At 36.8% G+C, this 16,573-nt stretch carries 18 protein-coding genes; 10 read left to right on the plus strand and 8 right to left on the minus strand.

The annotated features are described in order from the left end of the window. From JWP71_RS13160 to JWP71_RS13205, 10 genes are all read left to right on the plus strand, one after another. A partial coding sequence (locus tag JWP71_RS13160) for a DUF1080 domain-containing protein (protein ID WP_299500762.1) occupies positions 1-681 on the plus strand: 681 nt, incomplete at its 5' end. Between the two features lie 234 nt (positions 682-915). Next, positions 916-3,081: a DUF5703 domain-containing protein gene (locus tag JWP71_RS13165; RefSeq protein ID WP_299500764.1), complete on the plus strand. Its 2,166-nt coding sequence runs from the start codon at positions 916-918 to the stop codon at positions 3,079-3,081. Between the two features lie 207 nt (positions 3,082-3,288). Continuing rightward, entirely contained in the window at positions 3,289-3,525 is a 237-nt protein-coding gene (locus JWP71_RS13170; protein ID WP_299500766.1) for a hypothetical protein, read from the plus strand. 92 nt (positions 3,526-3,617) lie between these two features. Then, complete coding sequence (locus JWP71_RS13175; protein WP_299500768.1) at positions 3,618-4,088, plus strand: nucleoside triphosphate pyrophosphohydrolase family protein; 471 nt, start codon at positions 3,618-3,620, stop codon at positions 4,086-4,088. A 3-nt stretch (positions 4,089-4,091) separates the two neighbouring features. Beyond that, positions 4,092-4,769 (plus strand): pseudouridine synthase, encoded by a 678-nt coding sequence (locus JWP71_RS13180; RefSeq protein WP_299500770.1) that lies wholly within the window; start codon positions 4,092-4,094, stop codon positions 4,767-4,769. A gap of 48 nt (positions 4,770-4,817) precedes the next feature. Next, positions 4,818-5,102 (plus strand): hypothetical protein, encoded by a 285-nt coding sequence (locus tag JWP71_RS13185; protein WP_299500773.1) that lies wholly within the window; start codon positions 4,818-4,820, stop codon positions 5,100-5,102. 78 nt (positions 5,103-5,180) lie between these two features. Next, the gene (locus JWP71_RS13190; protein ID WP_299500776.1) at positions 5,181-5,729 is read left to right on the plus strand and encodes a DUF4337 domain-containing protein; all 549 of its coding nucleotides are present in this window, start codon (positions 5,181-5,183) and stop codon (positions 5,727-5,729) included. A 13-nt stretch (positions 5,730-5,742) separates the two neighbouring features. Beyond that, on the plus strand, positions 5,743-7,113 hold the full coding sequence (locus JWP71_RS13195; RefSeq protein ID WP_299500778.1) for a putative oxidoreductase C-terminal domain-containing protein: 1,371 nt from the start codon (positions 5,743-5,745) through the stop codon (positions 7,111-7,113). Between the two features lie 147 nt (positions 7,114-7,260). Then, entirely contained in the window at positions 7,261-8,562 is a 1,302-nt protein-coding gene (locus JWP71_RS13200) for a DEAD/DEAH box helicase (RefSeq protein WP_299500780.1), read from the plus strand. Between the two features lie 24 nt (positions 8,563-8,586). Then, complete coding sequence (locus JWP71_RS13205) at positions 8,587-8,793, plus strand: DUF1456 family protein (protein ID WP_299500783.1); 207 nt, start codon at positions 8,587-8,589, stop codon at positions 8,791-8,793. Positions 8,794-8,796: 3 nt separating this feature from the next. Here JWP71_RS13205 and JWP71_RS13210 read toward each other — a convergent pair whose 3' ends face one another. From JWP71_RS13210 to JWP71_RS13245, 8 genes are all read right to left on the minus strand, one after another. Further along, positions 8,797-9,363 carry a CAP domain-containing protein gene (locus JWP71_RS13210; protein WP_299500785.1) on the minus strand — a complete coding sequence of 189 codons (567 nt, stop codon included), beginning with the start codon at positions 9,361-9,363 and terminating at the stop codon, positions 8,797-8,799. A gap of 134 nt (positions 9,364-9,497) precedes the next feature. Then, on the minus strand, positions 9,498-10,331 hold the full coding sequence (locus JWP71_RS13215) for a hypothetical protein (protein WP_299500787.1): 834 nt from the start codon (positions 10,329-10,331) through the stop codon (positions 9,498-9,500). 116 nt (positions 10,332-10,447) lie between these two features. After that, positions 10,448-11,386: a phosphatase PAP2 family protein gene (locus tag JWP71_RS13220; RefSeq protein WP_299500789.1), complete on the minus strand. Its 939-nt coding sequence runs from the start codon at positions 11,384-11,386 to the stop codon at positions 10,448-10,450. A 2-nt stretch (positions 11,387-11,388) separates the two neighbouring features. Continuing rightward, on the minus strand, positions 11,389-12,009 hold the full coding sequence (locus tag JWP71_RS13225) for a sterol desaturase family protein (protein ID WP_299500791.1): 621 nt from the start codon (positions 12,007-12,009) through the stop codon (positions 11,389-11,391). A gap of 7 nt (positions 12,010-12,016) precedes the next feature. Beyond that, positions 12,017-12,586, minus strand: a complete 570-nt coding sequence (locus JWP71_RS13230; RefSeq protein ID WP_299500793.1) for a DUF4833 domain-containing protein — start codon at positions 12,584-12,586, stop codon at positions 12,017-12,019. 12 nt (positions 12,587-12,598) lie between these two features. Next, positions 12,599-13,315, minus strand: coding sequence for a CDP-alcohol phosphatidyltransferase family protein (locus JWP71_RS13235; RefSeq protein ID WP_299500794.1), 717 nt, complete (start codon positions 13,313-13,315; stop codon positions 12,599-12,601). A gap of 25 nt (positions 13,316-13,340) precedes the next feature. Further along, a complete protein-coding gene (locus JWP71_RS13240; protein ID WP_299500795.1) occupies positions 13,341-15,899 on the minus strand; it encodes a DUF5686 and carboxypeptidase-like regulatory domain-containing protein in 2,559 nt (852 codons plus the stop codon). A 207-nt stretch (positions 15,900-16,106) separates the two neighbouring features. Continuing rightward, positions 16,107-16,571 (minus strand): phosphatidylglycerophosphatase A, encoded by a 465-nt coding sequence (locus JWP71_RS13245; RefSeq protein ID WP_299500797.1) that lies wholly within the window; start codon positions 16,569-16,571, stop codon positions 16,107-16,109. Positions 16,572-16,573 lie beyond the last annotated feature (2 nt).

The raw sequence follows: 16,573 nt of genomic DNA on the forward strand, positions 1-16,573 counted from the left end.
TATGAACCCGTTCCGAATGTAGTAACACCCGGTAAAACTAACAGCGATGCACCGTCAGACGCTATTATATTATTTGATGGTAAAAATTTAGATCAATGGACATCGACAGAGCAAAGAGGCACGCCCGCTGACTGGACCGTTGCTGATGGTATTTTAACTGTAAAAAAGGGCACAGGAAATATTGAAACTGTTAAATCGTTTGGAAGCTACCAGTTACATATAGAGTGGAGAATACCTTCTAACATAACCGGTACCGACCAGGCGCGTGGTAATAGCGGAGTCTTTTTAGCGTCGTTAGGTAAAGGTGACGCGGGCTACGAATTACAGATATTAGATTCATATAAAAATAAAACATATGTTAACGGCCAGGCGGGAAGTATTTACAAACAATTTATCCCTTTGGTTAACGCCAATAAGCCACCGGGCGAATGGCAAACCTATGATATAGTATGGACCGCGCCAACCTTTAATGACAACGGTACCGTTAACACACCAGCCAGAGCGACTATTTTTTTCAACGGTATACTGGTTCAAAACAACGTATCGTTGCTAGGCCCGACTCAATATATTGGTAAACCATCATACAGCATAAAGCACGGGCCTGCACCTATTAAGTTACAAGCGCATGGCGATAAAAGTGAACCAATAAGCTACCGTAACATTTGGGTTAGGGGATTATAATTAGTCGTTTAGATTTATTAGTATGTTGCCAAGCAAATTACACATTGCAAGGTAACGTACTTTTTACATTTATTAGACGTAGTTAATCAATACATTAGTTGGTAAGTTTTAACCAATTTATAAATCCGTTATTGTTAATCATATTTTGAAAGAATTGATTGCGGTTTGCTGCAATCGATTGTAATTGCTATTCTTAACTAATAAACCAATAACACCAATATAAATCCTAAACAAATGAATACGAAGCTTTTTAAAGCGGTACTATCCGCATTATTAGCTGTACTGGTAAGTACAACTGCTAATAGCCAGGTAAAAAAAACAGCATTTAATATTAGTCCATTATTGGATGCCTATAATGTAAGCTGGGATAGCCCGGGCCCAACGTCGTCACAATCAATGCCAATAGGTAATGGGGACATTGGTCTTAATGTATGGGTTGAACCAAACGGTGATCTTTGCTTTTTTATAGGTAAAACCGATGCATGGGGAGCAGCCTCTGCTACTGAAAAGAATAACTGGATTAAAGACGGCGGGATTTTAATGAAATTAGGCAAAGTGCGCGTATCATTAAGCCCAACTCCTCTAACTCAAGGAGCCACATTTACACAAGTACTTAAGCTGCATAACAGTGAGATACTAGTTAAAGAAGGCGATACACAGCTTAGGGTATGGGTGGATGCAAATAACCCGGTTATAAGGGTTGAATCTAAAAGCACTAAGCCTGTATCGGTAAAAGTAACTTTAGATAATTGGCGCGCTGGCAATGGCGATATAATAATGGCAAACCAGGCAAATAAAATCGCATGGTATCATCAAAACCCAAAAGATGCAGACATTCATTTACAGGGTATAATGTTTGGAGGAATAATTAAAGGTAAAGGATTAGTAACTAAAGATGATACCACATTGCAATCGAAAGCGTCACTTACTCAATTGATCTCTGTTTACCCGTTAACTACAAAGGATATTACTACTAATGAATGGTTAACTCAACTAAACAAAAAAATAATCCAAATTGATGCGCTTCCGTTAGAACAAACACGCCTGGCTCATCAGCAATGGTGGGATAAATTCTGGCATAGAAGCTGGATATTTATAAAAGGCGATGAGGCTGCAGCAAAAAATACACAGGGCTATATTTTACAGCGCTATATTACCGCATGTGCCGGCAGAGGTGCATATCCTATAAAATTTAATGGCTCTATCTTCGTGGTAGATAATCCGCAGTATAAGCAAAATAGGAAAATAATAAGTATTGATGCCGATTACCGCGAATGGGGCGGCCAATATTGGTTTCAAAACACCAGGCCAATGTACTGGCCGCGTTTAATGGCCGGCGATTTTGATGAAATGCTGCCACTATTTAAAATGTATGCTAAAATACTGCCTGATAATGCTGCACAGGTAAAGAAATACTATAATCATGGCGGTGCTTATTTTCAGGAAACACAGCCTTTTTGGGGTGGCTTACCCTATATGGGCCCCGAAGTTAAGGAAAACTGGACAGCACATTATTTCACCCCGATATTGGAATTGAGCATGATGATGCTTGATTACTATGAGTATACCGGTGATAAAAAGTTTGCTAAAGAAACATTGCTGCCAATTGCATCGGCAGCAGTAGAGTTTTTTGATAACCATTTTGGTCGTGATGCACAAGGGAAATTATTGCTTGACCCGGATAACTCTATCGAAATGTTTTGGAAGGCACATAATCCGGCACCGGATATTGCAGGTTTACATGCGGTTGTTGGCAGGCTAATTACTTTGCCAGCTGGTATAGTAGATGAAAAAGAACGTGCTAACTGGAAAAGATTTTATGACGAATTGCCCCCGTTACCTGTAGGTGATAAAGATGGTAAACAAGTATTATTACCCTACACGGGCCCGCAAACTGTAAAGGGGCATAATTTAGAAAACCCCGAGTTGTACGCTATTTATCCTTTCCGTATATATGGATTAGGCAGGCCCGATCTTGATTTGGCAAAAAACACCTTTGAGGTGCGCAAATTTAAAGATAAAGGTTGTTGGATTCAGGATCCCATACAGGCCGCTATGCTTGGTTTGTCCGATGTTGCCAAGGTATATGTTTCCTACAATTTTGCACGTAAAGAGCCTACGCTAAAATTCCCTGCATTTTGGGCCACCGGGCATGATTATGCACCCGATGAGGATAACGGTGGTAATGGTGAAAATGGCCTGCAAGAAATGCTGATGCAGATAAATGGTAAAAAGATTATGTTATTACCGGCCTGGCCAAAAGAATGGGGAGATACAGAGTTTAAATTAAATGCGCCATTTAATACAACTGTTCAGGGTAGGGTTAAAGATGGTAAATTAATTGACCTGGTTGTTACACCGGCTTCCCGCAAAGCAGATATTATTGATATGTCAAAATAATAATATTTTACTAATTATTTAAAAAAATGCAAAGTGCTATCCTACGCTTTGCATTTTTTATTTGAGGCTTAATCGAATATTATCATAAAATGATGCTTTTTTAACCACAATCAAAAAAATTTACAATATTATAAAATTTTTTAGCGTAAATATTTTGATTTAAATATAACTAATACTTATGTTTATACAGGTTTAAACCATTATTGCATGAAAAAGATCCCCTTATTTTTCAGTTTTTTATTATTTTCATGTGCTGCCCCAAAGAAAATAGTTACTAGTACTAACACTACAAGTCAGTATAAACAACCCTACCATGTATTTGCTGTTGGACAATGGAATCCAGAATATGTTATCTTAACACTTATTGATGCCGATGATACCTATTTTACTGTTAAGGCAATATATAATGCGTCCTTAAAAAAAGGAGCTGTATATACGCCTTAAATTATCTCCTGAATTATTGACATGTACCGGGTAATTTATAACTTAGCAATGTTATTGCAATACGACAATGACTATAAATTCCATTGCATCTCATGATAAAAGATTTAAACTCATTAAACCAGGTAGCAGAGTTTCATACTACTTTTAAACATCCCATTATACCAATGCCGTCTATCCCATCAATGGAGCGTTGTAAGCTGCGTATTGAGCTTTTGGCCGAAGAATTAAAGGAATTACAGCAAGCGGTTAACGATAATGATCTTGTGGAAATTGCCGACGCCCTTTGCGACCTGCAATATGTACTTTCCGGAGCTGTTTTAGAATTTGGCTTGGGCGAGAAATTTAAAGAACTATTTGATGAAGTTCACCGCTCAAACATGAGTAAGGCATGTAAGACTATAGAAGAAGCTAATGCAACTATTGATTACTATAAAAGCAAAGGCAATACAGAATCATACTTTAAAGAAATTGATGGCTTATACCTGGTATATAGAATGCCTGATGATAAAACCTTAAAATCAGTAAACTATTCGCCTGCCGACCTGCGCGCCATATTAGGATAATTAATGTTAGATATCCTTTATCGTGATGATTGCCTGATTGCTATAAACAAACCGCATGGTTTATTAGTGCATCGCTCATCGATAGCTGCAGATGCAGAAGAGTTTGCCTTGCAGCTATTAAGAGACCAAGTTGGTTTAAAAGTTAATCCTGTGCATCGTTTGGACAGAGCAACCGGCGGTATTTTATTATTTGCATTGAGCAAGGAGGTAGAAATAGCAATGCAACAGCAATTTTCTGATAATTTGGTAAATAAAAAATATACAGCTATTGTCAGAGGCTATACTCCGGATAGCGAAGAAATAAATTATCCATTAAGAAAAGAAAATGGTGTGCTACAGGGAGCATTCACTGTTTACCAAACACTCAATCGCGCAGAAATACCGGTTCCTCTTGGTATACATGATACTTCACGATATTCGCTAATAGAAATTAAACCAACAACGGGACGAATGCACCAGATAAGGAAGCACATGAGTCACGTTTTTCATCCTATAATTGGCGATACTACACACGGGTGTAATAAGCAGAATAAATTATTTAAGGAAAAGTGGAATATGACAACCTTGTTATTACATGCCTCGCAACTGTCATTTAATCATCCGGTTATGAACGCGCATATTGTTATTGAAGCACCATTACAGGCAGAATTTAAACGGGTTATACAAATAATGCGCTGGTAGTTATATATTCACGGTCAAACAATGCAACGCTAATTTTGTAGTAAATTCATGACAGTCCCGATAAATTATAAGCTTTATAAAAACAGCGAAGAACATAATATAACGATAACTCCTGTCAATCAAAATATACCCGGAGGTGATCTGTATGTAAAAGGTGTATTTAGACTTACAGAAGGAAACGTAGGCTTGGGCGATATTGTATTTGATGATAATATGCGCGAGTGGGAATATACCGGCATGGGCGATCTTTCGCACCGCGAAGCAACAGAAATAGCAAGCTTTATCAAAAACAATAACCTTGCCGGTATCGATACTGATAATCCAATACAATAATCTGTTTTTGATAACTATTGCAGGTAACCATTTCTAATTTTATCTTTACCAAAAAACCATTTATAGTATTACAACCTAATGGACGAGATTGAAAACTATTCGGAAAAAATTCATGAACAAAGTAATGAGCATGCCCATCATATCCTCTCAGAAGGAAAAGAGCGTTGGGTGCTGTTTGTAGCGCTTTCTACGGCATTAATTGCAGTGTTGGCTGCAATAACAGGATTATTGGCCGGAGAGCATGCTGACGAAGCCATGCTGGCCCAGATACACGCGTCAGACCAATGGGCATATTACCAGGCTAAGGGTATAAAATCAGAAACATTAAACCAAACCAATAAATTATTGCTTGCATTTGGTAAAACCCCAATTGCCACAGATGAAGATAAAATAAATGCGAATAAAAAAGAGCAGGCAGAAATTAAGAAACAGGCAGAAGAGTTTCAAAAAGAATCTGATGTGCATGTTGCAAAACATAGCGTATTTGCCCGTGGTATTACCTTGTTTCAAATCTCCATCGCCATAGGCGCTATATCTATCATTGTGAAGCGAAAAGGATTGTGGCTGGTAAGTATAGGGTTTGCATGTATTGGTATTTTCTTTTTAATTCAGGGTATTTGGTTTTAATCCATCAAAATTTATGAAAGGTATTGTATTTAGCTGTGCAGTTGTTTGTACAGCTTTTTTAGGGCTTTCGGCTCAAGGTCAAACAAAAAAGAACGACAAGGTTAGGCTTATTACTTTAGATCCCGGTCATTTTCATGCTGCATTGGTGCAAAAAACCATGCTGAGTGATATTGAGCCCGATGTTTATGTTTATGCACCTAAAGGGGAGGATGTACAATCGCACCTTGATAAAATCAATGCCTATAATCATCGCGCTGCCGATCCAACACACTGGAAAGAGCTGGTTTATACCGGCGATGATTTCTTTAATAAAATGATAGCCGAAAAACGCGGTAATGTAGTAGTTATGGCGGGCAATAATCAAAAGAAAACAGAATATATTAAAAGATCAATCGATGCCGGTTTTAATGTTTTGGGCGATAAGCCCATGGCTATTGACAACCAGCATTTTGAAATGCTAAAAAGTGCATTTACTGATGCAGCAAAAAAGAAGCTGGTTTTGTATGATATCATGACCGAGCGTTACGAAATCACCAATGCCTTACAGCGTGAGTTTGCCGGTATTCCTGAAGTATTTGGCCAGCTTAAAAAAGGTACGCCGCAACATCCGGGTGTTGAAATGGAGAGTGTGCATTATTTTTATAAATCTGTTTCGGGCAGTGTGCTTAGCCGGCCGGCTTGGTTCTTTGATGTTAAACAACAAGGAGAGGGCCTGCAAGACGTAGGTGTACATTTGGTAGATCTTACCCAATGGGAATGTTTCCCTGAAAAAATCATCAATTACAAAAAAGATATAAAATTTAATAGTGCTAAACGATGGGCATCTGATGTTACATTGAGTCAGTTTAACGCTATTACTAAATTAAACGGCTTCCCGGCGTTTTTAGAGAAAAACGTGGTAAAAGATACTATCCTGAAAGTTTATGCAAATGGCTCGGTTAATTACCAATTATTTGGTACTAATGTTAAATTAACAGCTAAATGGGCTTATTCTGCCGTTGCTGGCGGAGACAGTCAGTATTCCGTATTGCATGGCACTAAGGCCGATCTGTATGTAAGACAAGGGGCAACCGAAAAATATATCCCTGCTTTATATATCGAACCACTAAATGAAAGTGCTGCTTATGAGAAATTGCTGGTTGAAAAATTAAAAGTAATTCAGGACAAATATCCCGGTGTTGAACTAAAAAAACAGGCTAAGGGCTGGGAAGTTATTATCCCCGAAAAATACAAAGATGGCCACGAGGCGCATTTTGGGCGCGTGACCGAGAAATATTTAGATTATCTGCGTAAAGGGGATATGCCTAAATGGGAAGTGCCCAACATGATAGCTAAGTATTATACCACTACTACCGCATTGGCGCTGGCAAAAGGTAGGAAATAACTAAAAAGGCCATGCCATTTCTAACGATAGTGAGAAATCTTATACGATATGCAGACGATCTATAAAGCGTATAAGATTTCTACTCGTTCCTCGTCGAAATGACAGGAGTTATTACGATAGCTCACAATTAGCCGTATCTTTACCCCCATGATAAAAAAAGCGCTGGAGAATTTGAAGATCACGGCATTGAACGAAATGCAAAACGCGGCATTAAGCGCCAATCCCAAAAAGGATCTCATCTTACTTTCTCCAACAGGTTCCGGCAAAACATTGGGTTTTTTATTACCATTGTTAAAATCATTACAGGCTGATATTAATATGGTTCAGGTACTTATCCTGGTGCCCTCAAGAGAGCTGGCTTTGCAGATAGAACAGGTATTTAAAACCATAAGCAGCGGCTTTAAAGTAAATTGCTGTTACGGCGGGCACTCTACTAAGATAGAAAAGAATAATCTTTCACAACCACCCGTTGTTTTAATAGGTACGCCTGGCCGTATAGCGTATCATTTGCGTCACGGTAGCTTTAGTACAGAGGCTATCCATACATTGATATTAGATGAGTTTGATAAATCGTTAGAGTTTGGTTTTCAAACCGATATGACGGTGATAATACGCCAGCTGGAGCATTTGGGCAAGCGCGTCTTAACTTCGGCCACACGAATGAAAGATATACCTGATTTTACCGGGGTTACTGATCCTATAGAATTGGATTTCCTGAATAATAAAACCAATGCGCCTGATATTAAATTAAAAGCCGTTATATCCGAAGCGGCCGATAAGCTGGATACTTTGTTTTCGCTTATTTGTAAAATAGGAAATAAGTCCACACTGGTTTTCTGCAATCATCGCGAAGCTGTAGAACGTATTAGTGATCTGCTTTGGGACAGGGGAATAATTCATGATATTTTTCATGGCGGCATGGAACAGGACGACAGAGAACGCGCTTTATTAAAATTCAGGAACGGCAGCCATAGGTTATTAATCACTACCGATCTCGCATCGCGCGGACTGGATATTCCTGAAATTGAGTATGTAATACATTATCAACTACCACATAACGAAGAGGCATTTACACATCGTAATGGCCGCACAGCGCGAATGCATGCAAAAGGTACCGCTTACCTGATATTGAATGAAGACGAAAAGCAGGAGTATCTTCGTCAAAAACCAGAGATAGAGGAATTGCCGGAAGATTTAAAGCTGCCTGAAATAACTCCATGGGCCACGTTGTACATTGCAGCCGGTAAAAAGGATAAGATTAACAAAGTGGATATAGTTGGGTTATTACTTAAAAAAGGCGAATTACCCAAAGATGACCTGGGCTTAATAGAAGTTTTGGATAACACCTCATATGCAGCTGTAAAACGTACACAAATAGAAAATATAGTACAAAAGCTTAAAGGTGAAAAGATAAAAAATAAGAAAGTTAAAATCGAAATATCAAGATAGAATAATATGAGCAATAATGATATTATGAAAAAACTTAGGGTAGCTATGAAGTTTACCGACGATGATATTGTAAAGGTTTTAGAACTGGCCAATTTCAGGATCACTAAAACCGAATTAGGTGCCATCTTCAGAAACGAAGATCATCCAAATTTTAAGCCTTGCGGCGATCAAATACTTCGCAATTTTTTAAACGGCCTAATAATTTATAAACGCGGACCTAAACCCCAATAATAATTATTGCGCCGGGACGGATCGTTGAATAATTTTTACTTTTCCGCTTTTTATCATCTTTTGCATTTCTGTAGAGAATGCTTCCCTGCCGCCAAAATCTTGTACCCAGTACGTGTTATACGTGGCAGCCCCCACTTCTTTAAAATCAGTGTTCATCAGGTTGCGGCAATGGCCCTCACTTTTAAACCAGCCCGCCATAACCTCCGCAATACTTTCCTGACCTTGAGCAATGTTTTCGCCAACTGCAAAGCTCCTGTACCCTTTATGAGTGTACCCTGTATTTTCAATCCTGTCAAACGAGGTGCGGCCGTCTTTGCTAGTGTGGCTAAAATAATCTTTGTTAGCCATATCTATTGCATGGCCTATTGCAGCTTTTTCAAGTTGCTCATTCCATACTAAAGGAGCGGCAGGGGGCATGCGTGTAATGCCGCATTTGCAACCCTTTGCTCGCGTACGATTAATATTATCTAAAAATTCTTGTTTAAATTGTTGGTCGCTGTAAGTTTGCCTGCTGTTAACTGTGGTTAATGCACTCAGCGTAAATACCAAAGTGAAAATTAAATATTTCATATTATTGGTTAGACAACAGATAGATATGGAAGTTTAATTATTGTTTTTGCTGTGCGGATGTCTTATCCTTCTTTTACGCCTTCTGTACCTAAATAAAACTAATATTGTTATGAGTGTAATTATTAGTATCAGTATTACAATGAGGCTATCCTTCTGGAGTAATTTGCTCTGTAAGCTCTTTTGTTGGTCGTTGAATTGGTTTTTTTTTTGATCTGCAAAGAATCCTGTGCAGTAATTTTGGCTATTAGGGCCGCTGCTTCTTTTTTATGAATGCTATCATCAATAAATTCATGCCTTTTTAATGCAACTGCTTCTTTATCGTATTTATTTAAGTGACTGTATAACAATGCGTAGTTAAGCTGTACTTTTGATTCAACTCGTGGAAAATGATTAGTTGTAGATAGTTTTAGGGCTTCATTTAAATCGCGCATAGCTAAGCTGTAATCTTTAATATCCATTTTGATGGCAGCCATTTCAATAAGCGAAGCCATTATATTAGGAATGTCTTTTTTATCGCGTGATAACGAATTTGATTGTATAATAAACCATTTAGCCTGCGTATATTTTTTTTGTGAGCGATACACCTTGGCTAAACTATTAAAACATGTACGCTCACCTATAGTATCATTATATCTTGAATATAAATGCAACGCCAAATAGGTATAATTAAGCGCCTGGTTCTGATAAAAAAGTTTAATCCTTTTATCTGTTATGCTATCATATTTTAAATATTCTGCAGCAATTTTGGTATAAATAGGCGATTTAACCGAATCGCTTTCAGTAAGCTGTAATTGTTGTTTTAAGCTATCTAACAGGGTACTAGCTGTGTTTGATTTTTGGGTAGCAGTATCAATGACCGCATTAAATGCCGATGATCTTAATCCGTAAAATAAAATGATGATAAGTATAGTAAGTTTCTTCATAAAAATAGCCGCCTTATACAGCCATCCCTTATATTCAAATAGCATGCCTTGTTTATAACTATTTGAGATTAAGATGAATTAACTGTGATAAGGTATGGAAATTTAAAATAAATAATTTACAAAAAAGATATAGTATAGTAAACAGTACAAAAAAGTGACCGTTATTGAATTAACTTTTCGTAGCGGTTTAAAAATTCTCGTAAAAAAGCAACTCTGGTGAACAGAAAATTGAAAAGATTAATGCCGATAACCGCGCAAAGCATGCCGGCCAGCACATCTAAAATATAATGGTGGCTGGTATAAATAGCAGTAAGCCATATGCCAACCATTACTACAACTAAAATTATATTTATAAAACCTAAACGATTTTTTAAGCCGTAATATACTACAATAATGGGGTAGGCAGAGTGTAGAGAAGGCATCGCTGCAAAAACGTTTGATCCTTTTTGGTAAATAGACTGAAAAATATGAACGTTGAAATAATTATCAAACCGGACAAGTCCACCTGTATTTCCCGCAGTTGCGGCATGGAAAATAAACCCATGCTCCTGTACATACCAGGGTGGTGCAGCAGGATAAGCATAATAAACTACAAAGCCCAGTAGGTTCACCACTAAAAAAGTTAAAGCAAATGATAAAAACTCGCACCTGTTTTTAAAAAATAAAAAAGCTGCAAAGCTAAGTGGTACAGGTATCCAGCATATATAAAACAGGCCCGCAATTATGTCTAAAGGGGTAGTGGCATTTAATTTCCAGTATTCATTTGGAGTTAATAGCCGGTCATTAAACTTTATACCAAAAAGATGCTTTTCAAAATTGTACAGATCGGCTATATGGACAGTATTAACATTGTAATTAGGAAATGCCTTCATGTAATCGAATATTATCCAATAAACAATAAAAACAGAGAAGCCTACAATAAATTTGCGGGTAATAGCTGATAGATAAAACAGTATATTGAAAATAACCAATAAAGCTACTTGGTCTGATTTATAGCCGATTACCCATGAAGAAAGTAATAAATAAGTAATAGAAAGGAACGAAACGGTTAATATAGATCTGGCGTTAATTGCCGGGCCTTGATGAACAGCACCATTCATTTTTATTTTTTTATAAAATCTGAGCGGAAAATCTTATCCCAAAGCGGAGAGCTCACTCCATACCCTTTATCCGGATCCTGGTAATGATGCAGCATATGATGCTGTTTGATTTTTTTCCAGATATTGCCTTTAAAGTTAAAGTGATGTATAGCGTAATGCGATTCATCATAAAAAAGATAACCTAATAAAAAAGCTGGAAAAAAGCCATATATATCATTTACCGGTAATATAGCATTAAATAAAAAGTAAAAACCGGTAGCTAAAGGAATGCTTACCGATGGCGGCAATACCAAACGCTTGGCATCGCTTGGATAATCATGATGAACTCCGTGAAAAATAAAATGCAGCCTTAAAGCCCATGGTTTATTGGGTGGTGTATAATGGAATAAAAACCGGTGCATTACATATTCAACTAATGTCCATATAAATAGACCTAACGCAAACATTTCAAAAAAAGTAAGCAATCCTATGTTTTTTTCAAACGCTTCATATATAAAATACCCAATAACAGGTACAAAAATAATTACAGGTACCAGAAAATGAACCTTAGATAAAGCTTCCAAAAGGTCGCTTTTAAACATTCTTACTGATTCTTGTGAATTTGATATATACTTCTTTGCCATGGCTATATCAGGGTTTAAAACGATGTATTATTTCTCTGCCTGTTGATGGGTCGATACCCTTTAATTCTATATAAATAATATTGGGGAGCCAAAAAGAGCCGCCTTCAATTTTAATAAAGACACGATTAAGCATCATTTGTTTCTGTTCAATAGTTGCGAATATATGATATTTTCCGTCGTTTGCCTTCATCAAAAGCAGCGGAAATTTCTTGTATGATACAAATCTGACATCATACTGATCATTATTTATTTTTTTAGTGACCAAACCATATGCAAATTTACGTTGAATATAATTTAATTCCTCTTTCTGTCCTTTTTCAGCATACCTTAACCAATAAACATGCATCGGATTTTCATCATCAAGCTGTCCGTTTTTTGCATTTAACTCATAAATAAGTGTATTTGAGTTTGATGTGCGCTGCATGTAAAACAGTCGGCCAATATTTTCAGACGGCGCAGCAAATTTATCATCTTGTGCGGGGTCTGTAACAAACGTTTTATAAATGGATTTATTCGGTGTTTTACTTACAGGTAAATAAGAATAAAAAAGGTATAGTAATAGTATAGATAATCTCATCAATTGGCAATGTTAATTCTTTTCTTGTTTTTCAAGATTTTTCTTGGCATCTCTTAATCTGTTAAATGCGGTAATATTTGTTAATACAGCCATTATGGTAATAGGTATTGTGAATATTGACATCGTTTCAAAAATATGAAACTTAAATCCCGGTACATATATTTTATAATCGCCACCAATGTATAGGGAGCTAATGCCGCATAACATAGCGCATAATCCAATAGTTACAACACGCTCTGGTCTTTGCATTAAGCCGCCTTTGCTTTCAATACCTAAACCTTCGGCTCTTGCCCTCACGTAGCTAACCATCATAGATCCTATCATGGCCACAAAAGCAAATATGGAGCTTAAAAAATAATGATGTGCTACAAGGTAATAACAAATGCCTAAAAACATTATTAACTCACTATACCTGTCTAATACAGAATCATATAGTGCGCCAAAGGTTGATTTCATGTTGCCTAACCTGGCCACTTGTCCGTCAAGCATATCAAACAAACCGGCAAATAAAATTAATCCGCCCGCCCATCCAACAAATGTAAGATCGTTTCTGTTACCTTCTTCTCCACCAATAATAAATATAACTGCTACGCCAATATTTAATACAAAGCCAATAGAAGTAACTGCGTTAGGGGTAAGGCCCAGTTTTATTAAAATTTTTACAATCGGGTCAATAACCTTATAGATACCTAATTGAAGACTTGTGCGTACAGATGTTTGTTGCTCCATTAATTATGAACAGCTTAGCTTGTTATTAAAAATCAAATTTTACCCTTGCGCGAATACCGTATTTAGAGACCTCCGGGTGATCTAAATAATTAAACCTTCTTACCAGATCAACGCGTACTAATTTAAAAATATTTTCGATACCAATACTGCCTTCTATGTAAGGTGTATTCCCTAAAGCATAAGTAATAGGTTGCCCCGTACCTGTAACCGGGAATTGAAATAAATTAGAATGCAATGCCGGATTATTTTGATCACTTAATCCCCCGTATATTCCTTTAAACGTAACAACCTCGCGCCATTTTAGTTCTTTTAATAGCGGTATTTTGTTAAAAAAGAAACCTACAAAGTGTTGGTCTATATTCACGCTTGCATATCTGTCGCTCACAAACTCTAAAAAATTCATTAAGTTATAAGAATAAATATCGTACGCATAAGTTTGATTTGCACGGAAAATAGTTAATAATGGATAAGGAACTTGCCCGAAAACTTTACCACCTTCTAAAGTAACATCTGAAAATCCAAACTGCGATAAATAAACTCTTTTATCTATACGGGCATGTAAATTTCCATATTGGTATGTACTACCCAAAAAGCCCTTAACACCCTGTGTGTAATCAAGGCCTAATATTGGGTACTTGCTTGGTATAGGCACCCTGTATATTTTGCCCTGGTAAAACCCTTCATGCGGAGCATAACGAATGCCTACGGTAAATTCTGTAGTAGTTAGGTCATTAACCTTGCCAAACTGATCATTAAAATATAAAGAACCGGCAGGTGATTGTGTCCATTTGTTAAATCCAAATTTATAGGAGAAATGATTTTCATACTCATGTACATAATCAAACCGGTAATTATCATTATACAGGTATTTATCATTTACACCACGTTTAAATGATAACAAAAAGTTATCCTCTTGCACAAATTGCAGGTTTGCGCCGGGTATCTTAGTATCACGTAGAAAGCTGGCCCTTATATAATTTTGAGGGAACTTATAAATAGACTTATCATTAAGCGAATAAGTTGCGCTTAAAAAGCCTTTAAAACGGTCGTCTTTAAAACCATAAGCCACGTAAGTTTCAAAATAATACCGCTTGCTTAATTCAGGAGTTGTACGGCCGCCAATACGTAGCTTGAAGCCTTCAATGGGGTTAAAACTATAAAATGTATTTGCGGGCCCAAGTTCAAATTTATCAAATGATTTATAGCCGGCTAATACCAGTGTAGCAATATCAAGTGTGCGTCTGAAAGACGGCATATTACGCAAACTATCAACATTTTTATAAACTTTAGATTCGGCTAAGGTCAAAGTATCTAACCTGTTTTCCTCCCAAAACTCGGCGCTTCTATGTGTAACTTCATCAGAGGGCTCTAAATCACTATTGCGGGTAACGTAGGTTGAATCAGCACGCGGCTTGTCTATTATATAGTTTTTATAAGTAATGGTTCTGATACCAAATAACCCGCCTGATTTATTTTTGGTTATACCAAAATCTGCCAGCGTGTTGCTTTTGCTTAAATGATAACGGCCATCCGGATTTTTTTCAAAATCCAGGTTAACAGTCATTGACTTAACAAAATTAAGGTTGATGTTTTTATTGATACCAAGTTTAGCTTTTTGTACGGCGTAATTACTATCAAGGGTAATGTATATTTTACCTTCAAAAAGCATATCCTGCGTATTGCGTGGCGTAAAGCTTAGCTCAACCAGTTTCTTTTTATCTTCGGTAATAATGGTATCCGTAATAAAATATTTGTATAATGTAGGCCCACCGTTTGCAATAGGGCTTAAAAAATTATTTGTGATAAGGTTGATATTATTATCATAAATGTCAACCTTATTATACATGTATTTAAAAAATTGAGTTATGCCCTCGTTATCAATAGATCCACCAAAATTTACATTTTTTTGCCCTAATATTTCTGATCTTTCTTTTTCGGGATTTTTGCGATAATAGTATTGTGTTAGTTTTTCATCTAAAAAAACCGGTAATAATGATTTGCCAGGTACTGTAGTACTGTCACGGTTATCTAATACAAATTTATATTTACGAAAGAATTTTTTATCTGATACCTTAGGAGACAGGTTAGCAATAGAAAATTGCATTTTGTCATATTCTTTGTATTCAACATAATTATAATGCTCGGGACGGTTTTGTTCTCTATGTGCTATAACCTGGCGTATTAATTCTACAGCTGGGTTACCCTTGTTTCTATATCTTGGTTTTTTACCGGCCTTAATTTCAACCTCGCTAAGTTCCTCGTTTGAAGGCCTCATTTTTATATTAACAACTTGCGATACGCCCGGAGTGATTTTTATCAATACATCTTTATATCCAATAAAAGTAGCTTTTAACTGAGTGTAGGGCTTATCAGCACTAATAGAATACCGGCCATCGTTATTTGTAGGACCGCCGTTAGAGCTGCCTGCAAAACCAACCGTTACAAACGGCATTGGTTCATTATTCTTTGTGCTGCCATCTGTTACTATACCGGTAACGCGGGTGGCCTGCGCAAATAATGATGAGGTGAAAAATAATAAGAAAGCTACAAATAAAAGCTTCCCGAATAAATTTTTAAGATCCATGTAATTATCAAATACAAACTTATTGTGTAACTATCATGCCGGTGTATTTTTAACCTATTTTAACACAGGATAAATTATAATTACTAAGCCGGGATAATGCTACAGTTATGTTTGGTAACAGGCAGCAAAGGTACAGAAATCCAATAGACTTCTGTGGTCAAAAAGTCAAATAAACAAATGCTTATCAAAAAAATTTAACAGGTTTTACTAAAATTTGACATTGAATAAATTAAACCACACAACTGCCTGGAGTATTATATTAGCATATATTCCCGCAAGTATATCATCCATCATTACGCCCCATCCACCGGGTAGCAATTCGAGGCGTTTTATGAATAAAGGTTTTAAAATGTCAAAAAATCTGAATAGGACGAAGGCAATTAAAATATAAGGTAAAGTTACCGGTACAAAAAGCAGGCTGATAAACATGCCGGCCACTTCGTCAATCACAACACGGTTATGATCTTTGCCCCAAATTGGTTCAACTTTATTGCCAGACCATATGCCTAATGCAATTACTCCGAAGGTAATTAATATTGAAGTTGAGTTAGAATAGGTTTTATGAAAAATCAAATACCAAAACAAACAAGAAACAAAAGCCGCTATTGTCCCGACACCCTTACCTAAGTAACCAATGCCAAAAACAGTAGCGGCCAGTTTATGAAACAGCATTA

The organism is Mucilaginibacter sp. (genome assembly GCF_028287845.1).
Classification (GTDB): domain Bacteria; phylum Bacteroidota; class Bacteroidia; order Sphingobacteriales; family Sphingobacteriaceae; genus Mucilaginibacter.

What these genes read in the sequence shown, in the direction of transcription:
- JWP71_RS13175 (WP_299500768.1), top strand. Translation starts at nt 3,618, where the DNA reads ATGATAAAAGATTTAAACTCATTAAACCAGGTAGCAGAGTTTCATACT.
- JWP71_RS13190 (WP_299500776.1), top strand. Translation starts at nt 5,181, where the DNA reads ATGGACGAGATTGAAAACTATTCGGAAAAAATTCATGAACAAAGTAAT.
- JWP71_RS13220 (WP_299500789.1), bottom strand. Translation starts at nt 11,386, where the DNA reads ATGAATGGTGCTGTTCATCAAGGCCCGGCAATTAACGCCAGATCTATA.
- JWP71_RS13180 (WP_299500770.1), top strand. Translation starts at nt 4,092, where the DNA reads ATGTTAGATATCCTTTATCGTGATGATTGCCTGATTGCTATAAACAAA.
- JWP71_RS13205 (WP_299500783.1), top strand. Translation starts at nt 8,587, where the DNA reads ATGAAAAAACTTAGGGTAGCTATGAAGTTTACCGACGATGATATTGTA.
- JWP71_RS13165 (WP_299500764.1), top strand. Translation starts at nt 916, where the DNA reads ATGAATACGAAGCTTTTTAAAGCGGTACTATCCGCATTATTAGCTGTA.
- JWP71_RS13240 (WP_299500795.1), bottom strand. Translation starts at nt 15,899, where the DNA reads ATGGATCTTAAAAATTTATTCGGGAAGCTTTTATTTGTAGCTTTCTTA.
- JWP71_RS13230 (WP_299500793.1), bottom strand. Translation starts at nt 12,586, where the DNA reads ATGAGATTATCTATACTATTACTATACCTTTTTTATTCTTATTTACCT.
- JWP71_RS13215 (WP_299500787.1), bottom strand. Translation starts at nt 10,331, where the DNA reads ATGCTATTTGAATATAAGGGATGGCTGTATAAGGCGGCTATTTTTATG.
- JWP71_RS13195 (WP_299500778.1), top strand. Translation starts at nt 5,743, where the DNA reads ATGAAAGGTATTGTATTTAGCTGTGCAGTTGTTTGTACAGCTTTTTTA.
- JWP71_RS13210 (WP_299500785.1), bottom strand. Translation starts at nt 9,363, where the DNA reads ATGAAATATTTAATTTTCACTTTGGTATTTACGCTGAGTGCATTAACC.
- JWP71_RS13225 (WP_299500791.1), bottom strand. Translation starts at nt 12,009, where the DNA reads ATGGCAAAGAAGTATATATCAAATTCACAAGAATCAGTAAGAATGTTT.
- JWP71_RS13235 (WP_299500794.1), bottom strand. Translation starts at nt 13,315, where the DNA reads ATGGAGCAACAAACATCTGTACGCACAAGTCTTCAATTAGGTATCTAT.
- JWP71_RS13245 (WP_299500797.1), bottom strand. Translation starts at nt 16,571, where the DNA reads ATGCTGTTTCATAAACTGGCCGCTACTGTTTTTGGCATTGGTTACTTA.
- JWP71_RS13170 (WP_299500766.1), top strand. Translation starts at nt 3,289, where the DNA reads ATGAAAAAGATCCCCTTATTTTTCAGTTTTTTATTATTTTCATGTGCT.
- JWP71_RS13200 (WP_299500780.1), top strand. Translation starts at nt 7,261, where the DNA reads ATGATAAAAAAAGCGCTGGAGAATTTGAAGATCACGGCATTGAACGAA.
- JWP71_RS13185 (WP_299500773.1), top strand. Translation starts at nt 4,818, where the DNA reads ATGACAGTCCCGATAAATTATAAGCTTTATAAAAACAGCGAAGAACAT.